The following is a 21190-nucleotide window of genomic DNA, read 5'->3' as shown; positions in this document are numbered from 1 at the left end:
GAGAATAATCCGTTAGTTGCATTTTTTATTCTTAGCGAGTATTGATTGTAAGCGTGCGATATCTCAAATGTCTAATAAAGAGATGGAAAAATTTAGAGGATATCCAATAATAATATATTTTTATTGAATAATAACATAGACTCTGTTATTATTTAATAAAAATAGTTATCGAGGTTAAATCCATGGAAATCTTAAATAAGAATATTTTTGGCTTGAACTTTCAAGCTGAGGAAATAAATACTAAAGGGCTTCCTGTGTTTATGACAGCACAGAGAAGCTTTTTTAGGATGTCATATAAAGAGACCGCCTTTCTTTTTGTGTACCTTTCGAAAGAAGAGAGGTTTGGGATTGTTGCTTTGGAGAAGCAGTTGTCATTTTTATCTGATAAATATGGCATCCCGATAGTTTTCGGATTTTCTGCAGTAACTAAATTACAGCGTGATAAGCTACTTGAAAGGAATATTCCATTTATCACGGATAATGGTCAACTATATTTACCGTTTCTTGGCATGATGCTGAATAATACATTTAAGAAAGAGAAAGAGACTAGACGGGATAAAATGATGCCGGTAACACAGCTGCTTTTTCTCTATATGTTCTATAAAAGCAAAGGACAGGCTGTAATGAAAAAAGATGCTGCGACTGCTATAGGGGTCACTAGGACTTCTATTACAAGGGCAAGTGAGCAACTGGCTGCAATGGGACTTATATCCCAGGAAATGCACGGTAAAGAATACTACATGAGAACTGATATATCAGGCTTTGCACTTTATAAAAAAGCGAAGCCATATCTAATCAACCCCATTCAACGTATATTGATAACGGAAACTAAAAATAGATATAGCGAATATGTATATTCCGGGGAATCGGCTCTTGCAAAGGTAACTATGTTAAATGAACCCAAAATACCGGTTCGGGCTGTATATAAAGCGGATTTTAAAGCAGATAATATAAAAGAGATTGATCCAAAATGGATAACAGAAGAGAAGTCGCTCTGTCTTGAGCTGTGGAAATATAATCCGGCAATGTTTGCAAATGATGGAATTGTGGATCCTGTTTCTCTGTCAAATTGCTTTGACGGAAATGCAGATGAAAGAATTGAAGAGGCAGTCGAGGAATATTTGGAGGGGCAGATATGGGGACAGAAATAAACAGCTTCATAGAAAAATTCAAGGATTATGCTGATTGCTATACGGTAATTGGCGGAACTGCATGCGATATACTTATGACGGAGGCAGGGACAGATTTTAGGGCGACAAAAGATATTGATATGATTTTGATTATGGAAGCAAGGTACAAGGAATTTGCTCATATATTCTGGGAGTTTATCATGGAGGGGGGATATCGCTTTGGCTGGAAAAACAGTGAAAAGGCACATTTCTACAGATTTACTGAACCGCGCTCCGGTTACCCTGCTATGATAGAACTGTTTTCCAGAGAGCCTAATTATATCAATTTTATTCCAGATGGAATTATTCCGATACATATTGATGAAGATACTTCAAGCCTTTCTGCAATTTTGCTCAATGATGACTACTATAAATTTATGCTCACCGGAAGAAGGGTTGTTTCGGGAATAAGTGTTCTTGATACGGAGCATCTGATTCCATTTAAGATGTATGCTTGGCTGGATCTGAAGGACAAAAAAGCAAGAGGTGAACATGTGAATGAACGAGATTTGAAAAAACATAAATATGATGTTTTTCGGCTTCTACAGATAGCTCGTAGAGATAATAAAATCGAAACGAATGGTATTGTGCGTGAAAATATAATCAGATTTATGGAAGAAATCAGAATGGAAAATATTCCATTTATACAGTTGTTATTGCCATTTGAAATGCAAGAGGCATTAGCTTATCTGGGAGAAATATACAGATGATTATTATTCGTAAGATTATTTTGCTTGACAGCTCTTATACTTCCGTGTAAAATCCGTTCTCAACAACTGAATATTGTAAACCGTTGAGGTGGAGATAACGGCAACGATGCCTTTACAGAGAACCCGCGATGCTGAGAATCGGGTAAGAAACAAATTGTCAAATGGACCACTGAGGGTGCAGGGAAACGGATTTTTCCGGAGTATTCTGCAACGTGTAGGGATACGTGAGTTCCCGGGGATATGTTGGTATCCTGCTAAGCGGCGCAGCGTAAGCTGTGAATCAAGGTGGCACCGCGGATAGATTATTTGTTTATTCGTCCTTGGCAGAGAAACTTTCTTTGCCGGGGACTTTTTGTATTTACCGAGACATAAAAGTCTAAGATGTTTTGCAAGCTTGCTTGCATGAACATCGCAGACTTTTATGGATCGCCCCTGACATGAGCACGAAGAAGCACAGATGTGCTTTGGGAGTGCGAATGGCAGGCAGGAATCGTAAAAGCACGCAGTGCGAACGATTCCGTAAATACTATCATCTCCTTGGTAAAGAACATCACATTTACCGACCCCGGAAAAAGGCGGGGAAGAAAAAGGAGGAAAGAATTATGCAGCTTAACAATGTGGATTTTGAGACTTATTTAAAGAACTACCCGGATGCAAACGGCTATTTTGGAAAGTATGGCGGAGCGTATATCCCCGAGGAGTTAAAGAAGGCGATGGAGGAGATTAACCATGCCTATGAAACCATTTCCAAGTCCAGAAAGTTTATTGCGGAGTTAAGAAGAATCCGTAAGGAATTCCAAGGTAGACCGACTCCCATTTCTCACTTGGAGAGACTCTCCGAGAAAATCAATACCGGTGTACAGCTTTATGTAAAGCGGGAGGACTTAAATCATACCGGTGCCCATAAGTTAAATCACTGCATGGGTGAGGTGCTTCTTGCGAAATACATGGGAAAGAAGAAGGTTATTGCAGAGACCGGTGCCGGACAGCACGGTGTGGCTCTGGCTACCGCAGCAGCATACTTCGGCATGGAGTGCGACATTTACATGGGTGCGGTAGACATCAAGAAGCAGGCACCGAATGTAGCCAGAATGAAGATTCTCGGTGCAAGAGTAGTAGAGGTAAATGAGGGTCTTGCCACGCTGAAAGAGGCAGTGGATGCCGCATTCCTCGCGTACATGAAGGAATACAAGGATGCCATTTACTGTATCGGATCCGTAGTGGGACCGCATCCCTTCCCCATGATGGTGCGAGATTTCCAGAGCGTAGTAGGCATCGAGGCAAGAGAGCAGTTCCTCGATATGACCGGAGAGCTTCCGGACGCTATCGTAGCCTGCGTGGGAGGCGGATCGAACGCCATGGGACTTTTCTCGGGCTTCCTCAATGATCCGGTGGCGATTTACGGCGTAGAACCCTTGGGAAGAGGCACCGCACTCGGAGATCATGCGGCAAGCCTTACCTACGGAGAAGAAGGAATTATGCACGGCTTTAACAGCATTATGTTAAAGGATGAAAAGGGAGAGCCGGCACCGGTATATTCCGTAGCGAGCGGTCTCGATTATCCGTCTTCCGGTCCGGAGCACGCCTTCTTACATGATATCGGAAGAGTAAAGTATGATGTGGTAAATGATGACGAGACCATTGATGCATTCTTTACCCTTTCCAGAATGGAAGGCATCATTCCGGCGATAGAAAGCTCCCATGCAGTGGCGTACGGTATGAAGCTCGCAAAGACGATGAATAAGGGCTCCATCCTCATCAACCTCTCCGGAAGAGGAGACAAGGATATGGACTATATCCTGGAAAAATACGGAATAAGAGAATAAGAAAAAATAAAGGAATGAAGCTCAAACGGTAAGTGTAGAGCTTCGAATAAAGAGACTGTAAAATATTAAAAGCACTTTATGCTATGCAGGTTTACTGCGAGACACGCTCTCGCTAACCTCGCCTGACTGAGCAGTAGTCTTGTTGACTACTGCTCACTTTGCTTTGCAAAGCAACTTCTTAAAGAAGTTGGTCTTGTACAGGACAACTTTTCTGATGAAAAGTTTGTCCTTACGTAGGGGATACTAAGCGAAAAACAGCATTTCATTTGTTTTTCGCAAGTACCCACGGGCTCAGATTGTCCCGCAGCAAACCTGCATAGCAATAAATAGCACTGCTTTCATTTTTACAGTCTCTTTTTTATTCATAACAACAATCGCTCGTAAAGCGTAACTTCTCATTATAAACCGATTGCATAAGTTCTATAGTTTTGACTTTTTATCTATTCCTCTTTAGCTTGTGGTGCATGATTTTTTTCTAAGTTAGAAAAAAGCTATTGACTATAACGTAATGTAATAGTTTATAGTCTTCCTTGTTAGGAGGTGCCTAGATGTATTTGATCAAATATGTTAGTGAAATTAGTGGTGTATCGGTGCGCACTTTACATCATTATGATGAGATTGGGTTGCTGTCTCCTCAAAAAAAAGAAAATGGTTATAGGTATTATTCCGAGGAGGATATATCATTCCTGCAAATGATATTGTTCTATAAGTACTTGGGATTTTCCTTAAAGAAGATAAAAGAATTGTTAAAAAATGAGGATGAGGAAGTACTAAATCATCTAAAGGCTCAGCTCAAATTAATGCAAAAAGAAAAACAAAAGCTCCTAACTTTGATAGAAACATTGGAAAAGACAATAGAATCAAAAGAAAGGAAGGTTTCCATGCCTACAAAAGAGAAATTTAAAGGGTTTACCTATCAAGATAATCAAAAATATAAGCAAGCTGCTATAGACCTCTATGGCCGAGAAGTGATTGAAGAGGCAATTCAAAAGCAAAAAGGAAAAGAACAAGAATTAACCAATGGATTTAATAGAATATTCTTTGCTTTTTCTGAAAATAAGTCAAATGGATTGAGAGCCACAGCGCAAGAAAATATACAATTAGCGGAAGAACTTCATAAACATTTATGCAGATATGCATTTGATTGCCCAATGGATGTGTTTTCAAGCATCGCTTATGGGTATGTTCAGAATAAAGAATTCAAAAACAACTTAGATCAGTTTGGGGATGGAACAGCACAATATGTATGCGATGCCGTCCAACAATATGTAAAAGAGCAATATTAAAAACTTCTTTTCACTCCTTCAAATTGCGGCACTTCTTCTTGAAGAATAAATACGGTATAATACTCTATAGATTAGAAAAATCATACGCAAAGCAGTAGGAATATAAAGCATAAAAAGAAAAAGGAATGTAAAGAATTGTTATCAAAATCAGCACATTCATCTTGTACATTTATCCTAAGCTTCTTGGGATATTAGGCTGTCTTATAAAAGGAGGAAGAGTTATGCGTTTGAAGAAGTGGAAACCCGGGCTATGGATATTTTTACTCTGTAGCCTTATTTTAGTGCAGTTGGAGGCTTTTGCCGGAATCAGGATGCCGTTGGCGTCTCCTGTTCTCATTGCCACTGTATCCGGCACTGCAGGAGCTACCGCAGAAGCACTGAGTGCGAAGGTTACGGAAGTGGAGAAATTCGGGAATGTTGTCCTTGATTTATCGGAGGAAAGTCTCTATCAGGCAGGCTATCAAGTGGGAGATCTCTTGAGCCTAAAGCTGAAGGATGAGGAGCTTACCCTCCCCCTTTGCACCTCTTACAGCGATGTGGATACGGGAAAGCTCTTATTCCGTGATGATACGGGGAAGAAGAGACTGCTTGTAGCCATCAATATGGGAAATTTTGCGAAGAATTACCATGTTTCCGTAGGGGATGAGCTTCGGTTTTCCTTAAAGGAAAAGGGGGGCTATCAGGATGAACTTATGATTCGAAAGCTTACGAGAACGAATAATCGTGCAGACTATTCCTCTGACAGCGTATTTGCAAACTTCCGGGCGGTTGTCGGAAAAGGGATGCCTCTCGGCATTTTATACAGAAGCTCCAACCCCATTGACAATCAATTTGGAAGAGCCGCCTATGCGGATAAGCTCTGTGAAGCCTTCGGGATTCAGACGGTTCTAAACCTTGCGGACAGTGAGGAAGAGGCGAAGGCTCTTACGAAGAAGGACGGTTTTGCCTCCCCCTATTACAAGAGCTTGATGGATAAGGGAAATGTGATTTACCTGAACATGGGCGTGGATTTGGACAGCGAGGACTTTGGCAATAAGCTTGTGGAAGGCCTTCGTTTCTTAAGTCAACATGAGGGGCCGTATCTTATTCATTGTACGGAAGGAAAGGACAGAGCCGGTTTTGCAACAGCTATCGTTTCCGCCTTTATGGGCTCAGACCTATCCGAGCTGGAAAAAGATTATATGTTAAGCTTCGAGAATTTCTTCGGCGTAGAGGAAAACAGTGAGAAATATACAAGAATTTTCAACAGCAACCTCTACCAGTCCTTAAAGAAAATGGCAAAGGGAAAGGATCCGAAGAGCACGGATTTAAAGCTTGCAGCGGAAGAATTTTTAGCAGCACACGGCATGAGCAAAGAAGAAATGACGGCTGTTCGGGAAAAACTTGCTAAAGAAGCGACTCTTCCAAAGCCGAGCGTTTCCGGAACGGTGGAAAGTGTAGAGAAATACGGCCACTTGGAGACGGACATTTCCATTTCCGACTTTAATGCTCTGGGCTTTACACTCGGAGATATGGTTTCCGTACAAATGGATAACGGCTATTCCTTCTACGCACCTTATGTAGACGGATATCTGGTCAATGCGGGCGATCCCCTTGTTCGTGCTTATCCCGGAAAAGAAAAGATTGCGCTTTGCATTAACTATGGAAAATTAAATCAGGTGGCAAAGGCGGATAAGGGTACAAAGGTAAGGCTTTTCCTGCAGAAAAAAGGAGCTTATCTTGAACAGTACGCTATCCGAAAACTGACAAGGAGTAATAACAGGGCAGATTATGCCAGTGACGAAATCTTTGCGAACTTTAGAAATATCAAGACTAGCGGCATCAAAAAGGGCGTTCTCTACCGTTCTTCCAGTCCCATAAACAATGAGCTCGGTCGTGCGGCAATTGCGAATAAGCTTATGGAAAAGCACGGAATCAAGACGGTTGTGAACCTGGCGGACAGTCAGAAAAATATTGACACCTATCTTTCCAAAGAAGATTTTCAGTCTCCGTATTATAAGAGTCTTTTAGACAGCGGAAATGTGGCGCTTTTAAATCTCGGGCTAAATTTCCGTGCGGTAGAGTTCAGAAAAGGCATTACGGACGGGGCAAGGTTTATCCTGGAGCATGACGGTCCTTATCTTTTCCATTGTACGGAAGGAAAGGACAGAACAGGCTTTATGGCCGTATTCTTAGAGTCCTTAGCCGGAGCCGATGCAAAGGAAATCAAGGCGGACTATATGGAAAGCTATACGAATTTCTTCCATGTGAAAAAAGGAACAAAGCAGTATAAGCTGATTGAAGAAGATGTTATCGGCATGATGGAATCCATTTCCGGATCCAAAGACGTTTCGAAGAAAGCCTTACAGGAAGGTGCGATGAATATGCTTCGGGATTATGGCTTTACGGAATATGAGATACAGGGCTTAAAGGATCGGCTTGCCGGAAAAGCCTATGTGGAGCCGACAGTAGACGGTAAAAACGCTGCATAAACGAGATATCGCACGCTTTATGCACGATACTCGTTATGAACAAGATGTCTCAGGCTTCGCCTGCAGCACTTGTTAAGAATGGGATGATAAAAGTAAGGTGTCATAGGATTATGACACCTCTTTTCTTGCACATTTTCCGAACTTTCTATATACTCTACAAAATAAAAAAGAGAGGAGTAAGAGGCTATGGGATTTACATTGTTACATCAATTACCGTCCGCGGAAGAGGTTAGAAAAGAGTATCCCCTGTCAGAGAAGCTGACAGAGATAAAGGCGAAAAGAGATGAGGAAATCAAGGCGATTTTTAGAGGAGAAAGTAAAAAGTTTCTTCTCGTTATCGGGCCCTGCTCTGCAGATCACGAAGATCCGGTGCTGGAATACTGCCATAGATTAAAGGAAGTGGCCAAGGATGTAGAAGATCAGATTTTTATTGTGCCACGAATTTATACCAATAAACCCAGAACCACGGGTGAGGGTTATAAGGGCATGCTTCATCAGCCGGATCCGGAGAAACGTCCCAACCTAACCGAGGGAATTTATGCAATTCGGAAGCTTCATATGAAGGTTTTGGAAGAGACGGGATTTTCTACTGCGGATGAAATGCTCTATCCGGATAACCTCACCTATCTTTCCGACATGATGATCTATGTTGCAGTCGGTGCACGTTCGGTAGAAAACCAACAGCACAGACTCGTGGCGTCCGGTATCGATGTGCCGGTGGGGATGAAGAATCCGACCTCGGGAGATCTCGGCGTCATGCTGAATTCCATTTATGCGGGACAGCACGGCTATGAATTTATTTTCCGCGAATGGGAAGTGAAGACGGACGGAAATCCCTATACGCATGCGATTATGCGAGGTTCACAGAATAAGCACGGGCAAATGCTTGCGAACTACCACTATGAGGACTTAAAGCTCTTACATTCTCTCTATGAGAAGAAGGAACTTTTACATCCCGCGGTGATAGTGGATACAAACCATTGCAATTCCGGAAAGAAGTATAAAGAGCAGCTTCGTATTGCGCATGAGGTCATGCACTCCAGAAAATATTCAACGGAACTGGCTCACTTTGTAAAGGGGCTTATGGTAGAGTCTTATCTTCTGGAAGGCTCCGCGAAGGTGGAGGAGCATATTTTGGGAAAATCGATTACCGACCCCTGTATCGGTTGGGACGACACTCTGCGCTTGATTTCCAATATTTACGACTACCAGAGTCAGACGAAGTATTGATTCTTAACGAGTATCGTGCGCAAAGCGTGCGATATCTCGTTTGAGATGCCCCTTTCTTGCACTTTTATGGCTCTTCCTATATACTTTTAGGAGCTTAAAGAGAGGGGGAAATCATGGGATTTTCGTTCTTAAATCAATTACCGACAACGGAAGAAGTGAAGAAGCAGTATCCCTTGTCTAAGGAACTCATTGAGCAAAAGGCAAAGAGAGATGCGGAGATTAAGTCTATTTTCAGGGGAGAAAGTAAGAAATTTCTCCTTGTCATCGGACCTTGTTCCGCAGACCATGAGGATCCTGTGCTGGAGTATTGCCATAGGTTAAAAGAAGTGGCCAAGGATGTAGAGGATCAGATTTTTATTGTGCCGCGAATTTATACCAATAAACCCAGAACCACGGGAGAGGGCTATAAGGGCATGCTTCATCAGCCCGATCCGGAAAAACGGGCTAATCTTACAGAAGGGATTCTTGCGATTCGTCATATGCACATCAGGGTTTTGGAGGAATGCGGTTTTTCGACGGCAGATGAAATGCTGTATCCGGACAATCATACCTATCTCGATGATGTATTATCTTATGTGGCGGTTGGAGCTCGTTCCGTTGAAAATCAGCAACATAGAATGGTAGCATCGGGGGTGGATGTGCCTGTTGGAATGAAGAATCCGACATCGGGGGATTTGGGAGTCATGCTGAACTCCATTTATGCCGCAGAACACGGACACGATTTTATCTTCCGGGAATGGGAGGTACAAACCGGTGGAAATCCTTTTACACATGCCATTATGCGAGGCTCACAGAGTAAGCATGGGCAAATGGTACCGAATTATCATTATGAGGATTTGAAGCTTCTGCATTCTCTCTACACGGAAAAGAAACTGCCGAATCCGGCTGTGGTAGTGGATACCAATCATTGTAATTCCGGAAAAAAGTACAAGGAGCAGTTGCGAATTGCACAGGAAATCATGCACTGTAGAAAGTATTCCGAAGAACTGAGAAGCTTTGTAAAGGGACTGATGGTGGAATCTTATCTTCTTGAGGGTTCTGCCAAGGTGGAAGAGCATATTTGGGGGAAATCCATAACGGATCCCTGCATCGGCTGGGACGATACGTTGCGTCTCATTTCCACTGTATATGAATATCAGGCACGGAACCGATAAAGTTAATTTTTGAAAAAATGAAGAAGCGAGTTTATCGCATAGAAGATACGGAAGTATTTCATTGCATGAAAGAATGATATAGAAGAAAGAGATTTTTTGGGAGGAAAATATGGGTGTATACGAGGAACTGCAGGATAGAGGATTAATTGCCCAGGTTACGGATGAGAAAGAAGTCCGCGAGATGGTAAACAGCGGAAAGGCGATTTTTTATATCGGCTTTGATCCGACTGCGGATTCTCTCCATGTAGGCCATTTTATGGCACTTTGCCTGATGAAAAGACTGCAGATGGCGGGAAACAGACCGATAGCCTTAATGGGGGGCGGAACGGGTATGATTGGAGACCCTTCCGGAAGAACAGATCTTCGAAAGGTACTTACCGTAGAGGAAATTGATCACAATATCGCCTGCTTTAAGGAGCAGATGAGCCGTTTTATCGATTTTTCCGAAGGAAAAGCGATTCTGGTAAATAACGGAGACTGGCTTCGTAACTTAAATCTTATGGAATTCTTACGGGAGGCGGGACCGCATTTCTCCGTAAATGAGATGCTGAGAGCACGTTGCTATGTGAACCGTCTGGCAAACGGACTTTCCTTCCTGGAATTTTCCTATATGCTCATGCAAGGCTACGACTTCTACCGCCTCTATGAGGACTACGGCTGTAATATGGAGTTCGGCGGTGACGACCAGTGGAGCAATATGCTTGCCGGAACGGAGCTTATCCGTAAGAAGCTCGGAAAAGACGCCCATGCGATGACAATAACCCTCCTAACCAATAAGGAAGGAAAGAAAATGGGTAAGACCGCCAGCGGTGCGGTTTGGCTTGATCCGAAGAAGACGAGTCCTTATGACTTCTATCAGTACTGGAGAAATGTGGATGATGCGGATGTGGGAAAATGCCTTCGTCTTCTTACCTTTATTCCGATGGATGAAATCCGGGAAATGGACAAGTGGGAAGGGGCGGAGCTCAATAAGGCGAAGGCTGTTCTTGCCTTCCATTTAACGGAACTTGTGCATGGAACGGAGGAAGCAAAGAAGGCGGAAGAGGCGGCCAAGTCTCTCTTTGCCGGAGCAGGTGCTTCAGCCAATGTCCCGAGCTATACCCTTTCCAAGGAAGAATATGAGGGCGGTGTAGATGTCTTAACCCTTTTGGTTCTCACAGGCCTTGCGCCTTCCAAGGGAGAGGCAAGAAGAAATGTGCAGCAGGGCGGTGTAAGCTTTGCCGGAGAAAAGGTGACGGATATCGGAAGAGTTTTCCGTCCTGAAGAATTCTCCGGAGAGCCTCTTTTACAAAAGGGAAAGAAGAGCTTTGTAAAAGTACTGTATTGCTAAGTTTTTATCTTACAGAAAGTTTACGATTTATCTACAAAAAAGGACTTTTCTTGCATTGAAAAATAAATCCAGTTATAATTTTCCAGAGTTAACAAGTTGTTAACTCTGGTTTTTTGACGGAATTCATAAGAGTCGGGTGTTGTGGTATTAAGCCGTTTGCCGTTTTGTGAGGACTCTATTTCGCTATAATATAGATTTAGGAGAAAGTATGTTTAGAAAGCTAGTAATGACTTTTCTTCTTCTCAGTTTTTCCTGCTTTGGTCTGATGAGTTTTGCGGGAGGGAAGAATGTTGTAGAAAGCGATTTACCGTATGTTGACGGGAAAGTCAATGATCCGGTAAGCAAGTCGGCGCGTACCGCCTATATCTTTACCGAGAATCCTACCTTGTCTCTCAATCTTTCTGAGGGACAAAAGGTGGAAATCGTGAGCTACTGTAATTCTTATTTGAAATCGGAAGACAGAGGGATTCGTAATCGTCTGATGAAGAAGACTCTGACCGCCGGAGAAAAGTTTACGCTTCTTCCCGAGGAAGAGTACCAGGCGGCGAAAGAGGACGGTAGTCTGTATAATACGGCGGATCATTGCTATGTGCTTCGCGTATATGAGGATGGATCCGATCGCTATGAAGAATACTACTTCGGAATTGTAGAAGAAGATATTTTTAAGGATTATCAGGAGAAGGCGAAGGAAAAAGAGCTTCTCTTAAAGCAGAAATTGAATCAGTACGGACCGGCTGCCGTAAAAAAAGGCTAGAATGAGCAAGATAAACGAGATGCATAGAGCAGTACTCGTTGGGAATCGAGAAGGGATAGACAGAGTGTAGGTTTTCTACACTCTGTCTATTTTTTTCTTAACGAGTATTGTGCGCAAAACGTGTGGCATCTCGTTCTCCAAATTCCAGAAGACCTGCGGTAATGCTGGCTTTCAGATAGCGCAGAATAAATTGAATAAATTCATCCCTCTTGTAAGAGATTTCTTTTTGAAAATAAAGAAGGAGAAGACGCCAGATATCGCTAATGGAAAGCTCTGTAAGAATCTGCAGCTCTTTTTCCGAAATCGCAACGCCGGTCTCACAAATCCCGATTTTCATGGCCCACGAGGCAAGCTGCTCCAACTCCCGGTATAAGACACGTTCAAGAGTTACTCTACCGACGGAATCTTTAATACAGTTTAAAAGATGTCGGTGCTTTTCGATGGAGTCCAATACATCATTTAGGGCATTTTCATAATCTCGATTATTCTGAATTTCCGTAATAAGCTTATTGCTCTCTCTACTGATTACCCATTCCAAAAGACCGTAGATATCCGGAAAATAATAATAAAAGGTTTTTCGATTGACCTCTGCTTTTTCGATGAGTTCCTTCACGGTGATTTTATCCAATGCCTTCTCTTCCATTGCACTAATTAGGGCAGTGGCAAGCTTTTCCTTGGTTCTTTCTCGAAGTTCACAATTTTTCACAATTTACCCCACATTTGTCCGGTATTGTCCGTTTTCTTTCTTTTTCAAGCTGATATTATACTACTCGTTGTCTACAGTTTAAAGGAAGAGATGGCGGAATAAGAGGAACGCAAATAGAGAAAGGGAGGAAAGAAGATGAAAAAGAATACGATGAACAGAAATAAAGAAATAAAGATAGAAATGAATAAAGAAACAAAAGATGCAAAAAGAAAAATCGGTAAAAAGGAGAGACTTATGAAGGGTGTTGCCATTGTGCTGGTACTTTCGCAGGTGCTCCTGCTCCCGATGATGGCCCTTGCATCGGAAGAAAATCCTCGCTATCACGAAAACTATTATGCCCTCTTAAGTCCTACGGGAGAGCTGAAGCAGAGTTCGGTGGTCAGACAGTATGAAGCCAGAGGGATGCAAACTGTCACGGATTACGGAAAATACAGCAGTATTAAAAACTTAAGTAACGGCGTGGATGCGGAGTCGGACGGAGAACGCCATGTCTTTCACTTTCCAAACGGAGCACCGGAGACCTTATATATCGAGGGGGAGACAACCGAGCCTTTCGCTATTCTTCCTTGGAAAATCAATATTTCTTACGAGTTAAACGGTCTCACGGTGGATCCTTCCGTACTTCCCGGCGAAAAGGGCTTAGTGAAGATTCATGTTTCATTTACAAGAAATCCGAATGCACAGGACTATGCCAAGAAAAACTATGTGCTGATTGCCAGAGCAAACTTCTCCATGGAGGATATCCTTTCTTTAAAGGCGGAGAAGGCGGAGGTTGTAACCCTCGGAGAGAAAAAGGAAGTGATGTTTGTCCTTCTTCCGGGAGAGGAAGACAGCTTTGATATCGAGGTGGGAAGCAATTCCTTCAGCTTTGACGGCCTGCAGTTTCAGATGATGCCGCTTCGTTCCGCTCAGGTGGAAAAAATCAAAGACATACAGGATTCGAAGAAGGATGTGGAGGACTCCTATCATGCTTTGAAAGATGCCGGAAATGATCTTCTTTCGAACATGGAGTCTTCCCGAAAATCCCTTCGTGACATGGAAAAGAGTCTGAATGATGCAAATGCTTCTGTGAAATCCATACAGGAGGAAGGAAAAGCATTTCAAGAGGAAAGAGATAAGAGTTACGATTCCTTGGACAAACTTACGGAGAGCTTAACACCCGTAAACGGAAACCTCAGTGACTTAACAGCCACAATTGGAGACACCAAGAAGAATATTGACGGGAGAAAAGACAGCATTAATCGGATACAGAACAGCTTAAGAGACCTGGAAGAATCTCTTACAGAGCTTCGATCCGATGTGCCGAATACCGCGAAAATCGAGGAAGCAAAAGGAACAGTCAATGCTTTAAACGGCATGCTGGACAGTTCGAGACAGGAGACGACAGCGGAAGTGATTAGTGCTTTAGACCAAAAGCTTCAGGGAAATCCTCTGCATGATACCATTATGAATCTCGTGCAGGGTTATTCCGGGCTTTCCGAGAAGGAAGAAGCTACGAAAAAGCAGCTTCGTACCTTACTTTCCGATAAAATCACGCCTCAACTTGACGCCCTTTCTTCCGATACGCGTTCCGGAATGAGTACGGGGATAGACGGACTTTCCACTTTGGAAGATAGTTTGGAAGAAGTGAAGACTCTGCAGTCGGATCTGACAAAAGCGGCGACTACGGCGGAGGAACTCGGAAAAAATGCCAATGTTTTGCTGGAAAACAGCCAAATTGCGATGCAGGACCTTACAGGAGGGCTTCGTAGTCAAGACGATTATTTGAGAGGAAAGAGAGAGGAAGTCTATAAAAATCTGGAAAGGAACCTGGATTCTGCAAGCTCCGCTGTGCGCCAGGGAGAAGCAGCCCTCGGCTCCACAAAGAGCATGCAGACAGCGAAGGACACGATGGAGGATCTCATTGAGAGTAAGTGGGAAGAAAATACGGGAGAAAAGACGAACCTTTTTGAAATGGACCCGGACAGAGCGCCGGAGTCTCTGGTTTCCGGGGAAAATGAGAATATTGTCGATGTTGCCGTAACGCTTCGTACGGAAGAAATCAAGGTGGATAAATCCAAGGAAAAAACGGAGGAATCGGATGCGGAACCCGGTGTTTGGGAAAAAATAGCAGCGGTATTTGCAAAAATGTTTTCCGGACTCGGAAAGCTCTTTAAAGGAGGAAAGTAGATGTCCTTTAGTGAAAAATGTGCAAATTTTATCGTAAAAAAGAGAGAAAAAATCGGCTTGGGATTTTTGCTGATGCTTATTGTTTCTCTGTTTCTCTCCTTTTTCGTGGAAATCAATTATGACTTAAGTAAATATCTTCCGGATTGGTCTTTGACTGAGCAGGGAATTCACAAGATGGAAGAGACCTTTGGCTATCCCGGCACAGCGCGTGTGATGATTAAGAATGTCACAATGGGAGAGGCCTTAAACTATAAAAATCAGATTGAAGAGATTTCCGGAGTAGACCGGGTGAGCTTTCATACCGGGGAAAACGGTGCCTTTGCGCCGAACTATATGGAGGGAAAGACGGAGGACCTGGACTATAAGGACGGAAATGCCCTCTTTCATATCGTCTTTGTAAATGGTGACAGTGACTTAAAAACAAAGGCCGCTGTACAAGAAATTGAGGATTTACTGGGGGATAAGGCGGTTTATGCGGGACTTGCGGTACAAAGTAAAACCGTAGAGGAGCAGGTAAGCGGACAGATGGGCTTTATCCTTGGGCTCGGCATCACCTTCATTTTCCTGATACTTCTTCTGATGACCAATTCCTATGGGGAACCGATTCTCTTCCTGCTGACCATCCTTGTAGCGGTGGGATTAAACAGAGGGACCAATGTCTTTCTCGGAAAAGTTTCCTTTATCACGAACAACGTGGCGGCAATTTTACAAATTGCCGTATCCATGGACTATGCCATTTTCCTCCTGCACTCCTTTGAGCTTGGTCTTTCCAAGGGAATGGAGAAGGAAAAAGCTTTAAGTTTTGCGGTGGGGAAGTCATTAAATACCATTTTGGCTTCTTCCCTTACGACGGTAGGCGGTTTTCTTGCGCTTTGTGCAATGCAGTTCGGAATCGGTATGGACATGGGACTTGTACTGGCAAAGGGAGTTGTTTTGAGCCTTCTTACGGTTATCTTTTTTATGCCGGCGCTTCTTCTTAGGATGTGGAACTTTGTGGAGAAGACAAGACACAAGTCATTTCTCCCTTCCTTTCGAAGCCTTTCGAATCTTGCCTACCATGTAAGCCCTCTGGTTTTAGTGTTAACGCTTCTTTTGGCGTTTCCCCTAAATATCATGCAGGGCATGAATAATTTCCGCTTTAGCAGTTCCGCGGTAGTTATGGGAGAGGGAACGAAGATTTCCGAAATGGCGGAGGAGATAGATTCCGTCTTCGGGGAAGAAAATCTTCTCATTGCGATTTATCCTTCCGGAAGAAACGATATGGAATCGGCTCTGGGAGGAACACTCAAGTCTCTTCCCTTTGTGAAGTCCGTTCAATCTTTAAGCACTGCTCTTCCGGAGGGTGTTCCGGAGTTTATGACACCGAAATCTTCTCTTGACCTTGTTCGAAAGGACGGGTACAGCCGTATGGTCATTACCTTAAATCTTCCGGGAGAAAGTGAAGCCTCTTATAAGGCGGTGAATACGGTTCGGCAGATTTTAAAAGACTATACGGGATCGGACAGCTATTTGGTAGGAGATACGACGGCTACGATGGATATGGAAAATATTCTCCGCAGCGATAATGCCCGGGTAAATACCATTTCGCTTATCATCATTTTCCTTGTCGTGATGTTCTCCTTTAAGTCGGCACTTTATGCCTTTGTTGCCATGGTTCCCATAGAAATGGCGATTATGACCAATATGTCCTTCTCTTATCTGGAAGGCAGTCAAATGATTTTCATTGGTTTCGTAGTGGTGTCCAGTATTCAGCTTGGCGCAACGGTGGACTATGCCATTTTGGCCCTGGACCACTTTAAAGAGGAGAGGGAAAAGAAGGAAAGAAAAGAAGCGATTTCTGCAGCAATTCGGAAGAGCCTCTCTTCCCTCCTCGTTTCCGGCTCTATTCTCACCGTAGTGGGCTATGTCATTTACTTTATTTCTTCCGTGCCCGCAATCGGACAACTTGGAAAGCTGATTGGAAGAGGTGCGCTTTGTTCTCTCTTCTACGTGGTATTTCTCCTTCCGGGACTCCTTCGCGTTCTGGATAAGGCTTTAATACGAAAGGAAAAAATAAAGGAGCTTGTGAAAGAAAAGAGGGAGAAGTTAAAAGAAAGCGAAGAAATACAAGAAAAACAAGAAGTGCAAGAAATACAAGAGAAAAAAACGACTTAATCCACATTGCCCTTCCGGAAAAAATCTTTTATAATGGGTCTCCTTGGAGTAAAGGGAAGCTTATGCGAGGAAACTTTAACCTATACATGTTCTATTCTGTAGACTTTCTTCTATGGGAGAGAAGGAAAAGGGGAAGTGTTTTAATAAGATAAAGAAAGAAGGAAGGAAAATGTGGCTGATAGCGGGGCTTGGAAATCCGGAAAAAAAATATAACGGCACTAGGCACAATGCCGGTTTTGCGGTAATCGATGCTCTCTTGGAAATGCTGGGAGGGAAGGGGCTGGAAAGTACGAAATTTCACGGCGCCTTTACCAAATTACGGATTGGCACGGAGGAGGTCGTTATTTTGAAGCCTCTTACCTATATGAATCTCTCCGGAGACAGCATTGCCCCAATGGTGAATTTCTACAAGATTCCGGCGGAACAGGTCCTTGTGATTTCTGATGAAATCAGTCTCTCCCCGGGCAGTATCCGCATCCGAAAAAAAGGGTCTGCAGGTGGACATAACGGCTTAAAAAGCATTATTGCAAGACTCGGTACCGAAGATTTTCCGCGGATTCGTCTGGGAGTCGGAGAAAAAAAGGAAAGAGAAGACTTGGCAGCCCATGTCCTTGGACGTTTCGAAAAAGAAGATGAAAAGCGCATGGAGGAAGCCTATACAGAGGCTGCGAAGGCTTGCATCTGTATCGTGACGGAGGGGATTGAAAAGGCCATGAACCTCTATAATAAAAAAATATAGAGGTTCATAGTGCTAAACAATAATGAGATTAACAGGGAAGAATCCACATATACGAATCCTATAGAGGAAACTTTGCTTTTTCAGTCCATGCGGGGAAGTCTGGGCTCGGGAAAGCAGCTTTTTTATGCCGGAATAGTGGACAGCTTAAAGCCGCTTCTCGCACTTCCTTTTGCGAAGAATTGGGCGCTTTATCTATGTAAAAGTGAGGAGAGAGCGAAGGAGGTTTTACAGGACTGTAAGGCTTTTTCGGAAAATGTCTATTTCTATCCTCCGAAGGATTACCTTTTCTATAAGGCGGATACCAGAGGGCATTATATTCTTAGGGAAAGAGGCGAGTGCCTTCGTCATCTCCTGGAAGATTCGGGAGGGATGATTGTGACCACCTTTCCGGCTTTGATGGAGAAAATGGAAGGGAAAAATGCTTTCCGGGGTTCTCTCTTTACCGTGAAAGTCGGGATGAGCATAGAGCTTTCCGACTTGCAGGATAAACTCTCGGAGATGGGATATAAGAGAGCGGAGCAGGTAGAGATGCGCGGGGAATATTCTATCCGTGGCGGTATTGTGGATCTTTTCTCCAATCAAATGGAAGACCCGGTCCGTATTGAATTTTTCGGGGAAGAGGTGGACAGCATTCGTTCTTTTTCGCTGGAGAGCCAGCGCTCCTTGGAGCAGATTTCGGAAGCAAAACTCTATCCTGCAGGGGAGAGAGGTTTTTCTTCTTCTCTTAAGGCTTTTTCTCTTTTGGATTATTTTCCGAAAGAGACGGCGATTTTTCTGGATGAACCGCAGAGACTTCTGGAAGAAGCGGAGCGGGTAGAAGCGGAGTTTCTGAACTTCTTCGCAGCAGGTACCGGGACAGCTGCAAAGTCGATTTTAGGAGTGAATACAGATTCAAAGGGACTTTCTGGTACAGCTTTGAAAAGGGAGTCGGAAGAAAAGAGGCAAGCAGGAGAAGACGAAGAAGAGCACATTGATCTCTTTTCTCCGGAAACACTCCTGACGGAAATCGGGGGAAGAGTCTTTGCGGCTTTTTCCACTCTCGGGACAGGACTCGATTCTTTAGGCTCTGCAATCGATAGTGGAAGATTGATAGAAAAAACCTTCACGACGAAAGAAATTCCGGCTTATGGAAAGCATCCCGGCCTGTTTCAGGAGGATATAAAGCGTCTTTTTAAGGAGAAGTACAGAGTTCTTCTCTATTCCCCATCCGCGCTTCGTGCTTCGCGTCTTGCGGAAAAGCTCCGGGAAGAAGGGATTTCCGCTTACTGCCCCGATGCATTCAGCATTCCGAAAGAAGGGGAGAAGAGTATACAGGTTTGTACGGGCTTTCTTCGACATGGCTTTTCCATGGAGGAAGAAAAACTCTTTATCCTTACGGAAGCGGAGCTTTTCGGGCAAAGTCTCAGCTTAAAGAAGAAAAAAAAGAAAAAGAAGGCGGAAGGTGTGCGCATCGGCTCTTTGACGGAGATCGAAAAAGGAGACTATGTGGTACATGAAAGCCATGGCATCGGCATTTATCAGGGGATAGAGCGTATCACAACAGACGGCGTGAGTAAGGATTTTATCAAGATTCTCTACGGAGACGGGGGGAATCTCTATTTGCCGGTCACAAAGCTGGACGGCATTGAGAAATATGCGGGGAAAGAAGCGAAGATACCGAAGCTGAACCGCTTAAACGGTACAGAATGGCAGAAGACGAAGGCAAGAGTTAAGGGGGCGGTCAAGGAAATTGCGAAAGAACTTCTAAGACTTTATGCGAAACGTCAAAACGAGGAAGGCTATGCCTTTTCGGAGGACACGGTCTGGCAGAAGGAATTTGAAGAAGCCTTCCCCTATGAGGAAACGGGAGACCAGATTTTAGCCATTGAAGCGACCAAAGAAGACATGGAAAGTAAAAAAATCATGGATCGTCTGGTTTGCGGAGATGTGGGATATGGAAAGACCGAGATTGCTCTTAGAGCAGCCTTCAAGGCCGTGCAGGATTCCAAACAGGTTGCCTACCTTTGTCCAACGACGATTCTTGCCCAACAGATTTACAACAATTTTGTAGAACGAATGAAGGGCTTTCCGGTAGGAATTCGTCTTCTCTCCCGTTTTCAAAGCGGAAAGGAGCTAAAGAAGAGTCTGGAAGAGCTTTCCCACGGCAGGGCGGATATTGTAATCGGCACGCACCGCCTTCTTTCGAAGGATGTGCATTTTAAAAACTTGGGACTCCTTGTCGTAGATGAGGAGCAGCGCTTCGGTGTATCGGATAAGGAGCGGATTAAGTCTTTGAAGGAAAATGTGGATGTGCTGACGCTTTCGGCAACGCCTATCCCGAGAACACTCCACATGTCTCTCGTGGGAATCCGGGACCTTTCCGTTTTGGAAGAGCCTCCTCTCGACCGCCTTCCGATTCAGACCTATGTCATGGAGGAAAATGAAGCCTCCGTCCGGGAAGCGATAGAGCGGGAACTTAGACGAAACGGACAGGTTTATTATGTACACAACAGGGTGAAGAGTATCGCGGATACGGCAATGCGTGTGCAGAGGCTCGTGCCTTATGCCCGGGTGGCCTATGCTCATGGGCAGATGGGGGAGCGGGAGCTCGAGAAAATCATGCTTTCCTTTATTGCGGGAGAAATTGATGTTCTGGTTTCCACTACGATTATTGAAACCGGTCTCGATATTCCTAACGCGAATACGCTGATTATCCAGGATGCGGACAGGATGGGACTTTCTCAACTCTATCAGATTCGCGGGCGTGTAGGACGTTCCAACCGGATTTCCTATGCCTTTCTCTTGTATAAAAAAGGGAAAAGCCTTACGGAGGAGTCGGAAAAACGTTTGAAGGCAATTCGAGAATTTACGGAGCTCGGATCAGGGATCCGTATTGCGCTTCGTGACCTCGAAATTCGCGGAGCGGGAAATGTTCTCGGTGCGGAGCAACACGGACATATGGAAGCGGTGGGCTATGAGCTTTATACCAAGCTTCTTCGCCATGCGGTTCTCCTTGAAAAGGGAGAAAAGACGGAGGAAGAGGGCATAGAGTGCCAGATGGATGTGGATTTTGATGCCTATATTCCGGAAAGCTATATTCCGAATGAAGAACAGAAGCTTGAGGTGTATCAGAAGATTTCCACCATCGGAAGTGAGGAAGAAGAACTGGATTTAAAGGACGAACTGATAGATCGTTACGGGGATTTACCGGATAAGGTGGAAAATCTTTTCCTTGTAGCGATGCTGAAGCTTTCCCTCAGTAAAATCGGTGTTTTGGAATGTAAGATTAAAAGAGGCGAGATTCTCATGCAGTTTTCTCCGAAAGCGAAATTGGATACCGCAAAAATTCCTGTTCTTGTTCAGGAGTCACAGGGGGAAGTTCGCTTCCAAAACGGAGAACAACCTGCCCTTTTTTACAAAAAGAAGAATAGTCGAGTTCAGGAAAAGATAGAAGAGACGATGAACAAAGCAGGAGAAATTGCTGCGCTTCTTTCTTTAAACTGATTTATCTTT

Annotated in this window: 14 protein-coding genes; 13 read left to right on the top strand and 1 reads right to left on the bottom strand. The window is 43.9% G+C overall.

Annotation, left to right across the window (positions count from 1 at the left end):
- The first annotated feature begins 182 nt into the window (after nucleotides 1-182).
- The 9 genes from HMPREF9624_RS04370 (at nucleotide 183) to HMPREF9624_RS04330 (ending at nucleotide 11930) form a co-directional block, all read left to right on the top strand.
- Nucleotides 183-1151 (top strand): helix-turn-helix domain-containing protein, encoded by a 969-nt coding sequence (locus HMPREF9624_RS04370; RefSeq protein ID WP_009427989.1) that lies wholly within the window; start codon nucleotides 183-185, stop codon nucleotides 1149-1151.
- On the top strand, nucleotides 1136-1879 hold the full coding sequence (locus HMPREF9624_RS04365) for a hypothetical protein (RefSeq protein ID WP_009428669.1): 744 nt from the start codon (nucleotides 1136-1138) through the stop codon (nucleotides 1877-1879). The genes HMPREF9624_RS04370 and HMPREF9624_RS04365 overlap by 16 nt, the downstream gene beginning before the upstream one ends.
- A 617-nt stretch (nucleotides 1880-2496) precedes the next feature.
- A complete protein-coding gene (gene trpB / locus HMPREF9624_RS04360) occupies nucleotides 2497-3705 on the top strand; it encodes a tryptophan synthase subunit beta (protein WP_036594742.1) in 1209 nt (402 codons plus the stop codon).
- Nucleotides 3706-4253: 548 nt separating this feature from the next.
- The gene (locus HMPREF9624_RS04355) at nucleotides 4254-4991 is read left to right on the top strand and encodes a MerR family transcriptional regulator (RefSeq protein WP_009536695.1); all 738 of its coding nucleotides are present in this window, start codon (nucleotides 4254-4256) and stop codon (nucleotides 4989-4991) included.
- 398 nt (nucleotides 4992-5389) lie between these two features.
- Complete coding sequence (locus HMPREF9624_RS04350; protein ID WP_408637218.1) at nucleotides 5390-7462, top strand: tyrosine-protein phosphatase; 2073 nt, start codon at nucleotides 5390-5392, stop codon at nucleotides 7460-7462.
- 186 nt (nucleotides 7463-7648) lie between these two features.
- Nucleotides 7649-8692 carry a 3-deoxy-7-phosphoheptulonate synthase gene (locus HMPREF9624_RS04345; RefSeq protein WP_009536693.1) on the top strand — a complete coding sequence of 348 codons (1044 nt, stop codon included), beginning with the start codon at nucleotides 7649-7651 and terminating at the stop codon, nucleotides 8690-8692.
- A gap of 113 nt (nucleotides 8693-8805) precedes the next feature.
- Nucleotides 8806-9846: a 3-deoxy-7-phosphoheptulonate synthase gene (locus HMPREF9624_RS04340; protein ID WP_009536692.1), complete on the top strand. Its 1041-nt coding sequence runs from the start codon at nucleotides 8806-8808 to the stop codon at nucleotides 9844-9846.
- A gap of 109 nt (nucleotides 9847-9955) precedes the next feature.
- Nucleotides 9956-11176, top strand: coding sequence for a tyrosine--tRNA ligase (gene tyrS, locus HMPREF9624_RS04335; RefSeq protein WP_009536691.1), 1221 nt, complete (start codon nucleotides 9956-9958; stop codon nucleotides 11174-11176).
- Nucleotides 11177-11384: 208 nt separating this feature from the next.
- The gene (locus HMPREF9624_RS04330) at nucleotides 11385-11930 is read left to right on the top strand and encodes a hypothetical protein (RefSeq protein WP_009428987.1); all 546 of its coding nucleotides are present in this window, start codon (nucleotides 11385-11387) and stop codon (nucleotides 11928-11930) included.
- Between the two features lie 97 nt (nucleotides 11931-12027).
- Here HMPREF9624_RS04330 and HMPREF9624_RS04325 read toward each other — a convergent pair whose 3' ends face one another.
- A complete protein-coding gene (locus tag HMPREF9624_RS04325; RefSeq protein WP_009536690.1) occupies nucleotides 12028-12636 on the bottom strand; it encodes a TetR family transcriptional regulator in 609 nt (202 codons plus the stop codon).
- A gap of 135 nt (nucleotides 12637-12771) precedes the next feature.
- Here HMPREF9624_RS04325 and HMPREF9624_RS04320 point away from each other — a divergent pair, with 135 nt between their 5' ends.
- The 4 genes from HMPREF9624_RS04320 to mfd all read left to right on the top strand — a co-directional run bounded on the left by HMPREF9624_RS04320 (nucleotide 12772) and on the right by mfd (nucleotide 21181).
- A complete protein-coding gene (locus tag HMPREF9624_RS04320; protein ID WP_009536689.1) occupies nucleotides 12772-14805 on the top strand; it encodes a hypothetical protein in 2034 nt (677 codons plus the stop codon).
- Complete coding sequence (locus HMPREF9624_RS04315) at nucleotides 14806-16959, top strand: efflux RND transporter permease subunit (RefSeq protein WP_009536688.1); 2154 nt, start codon at nucleotides 14806-14808, stop codon at nucleotides 16957-16959. It begins immediately after the preceding gene.
- Between the two features lie 169 nt (nucleotides 16960-17128).
- Nucleotides 17129-17698: an aminoacyl-tRNA hydrolase gene (gene pth / locus HMPREF9624_RS04310; protein ID WP_009536687.1), complete on the top strand. Its 570-nt coding sequence runs from the start codon at nucleotides 17129-17131 to the stop codon at nucleotides 17696-17698.
- Between the two features lie 9 nt (nucleotides 17699-17707).
- Nucleotides 17708-21181 carry a transcription-repair coupling factor gene (gene mfd / locus HMPREF9624_RS04305; protein WP_009536686.1) on the top strand — a complete coding sequence of 1158 codons (3474 nt, stop codon included), beginning with the start codon at nucleotides 17708-17710 and terminating at the stop codon, nucleotides 21179-21181.
- Nucleotides 21182-21190 lie beyond the last annotated feature (9 nt).

The sequence above is a fragment of the Oribacterium asaccharolyticum ACB7 genome (genome assembly GCF_000238075.1).
GTDB classification, from domain to species: Bacteria; Bacillota; Clostridia; order Lachnospirales; family Lachnospiraceae; genus Oribacterium; species Oribacterium asaccharolyticum.
This window is presented reverse-complemented; position numbering and strand designations above follow the sequence as displayed.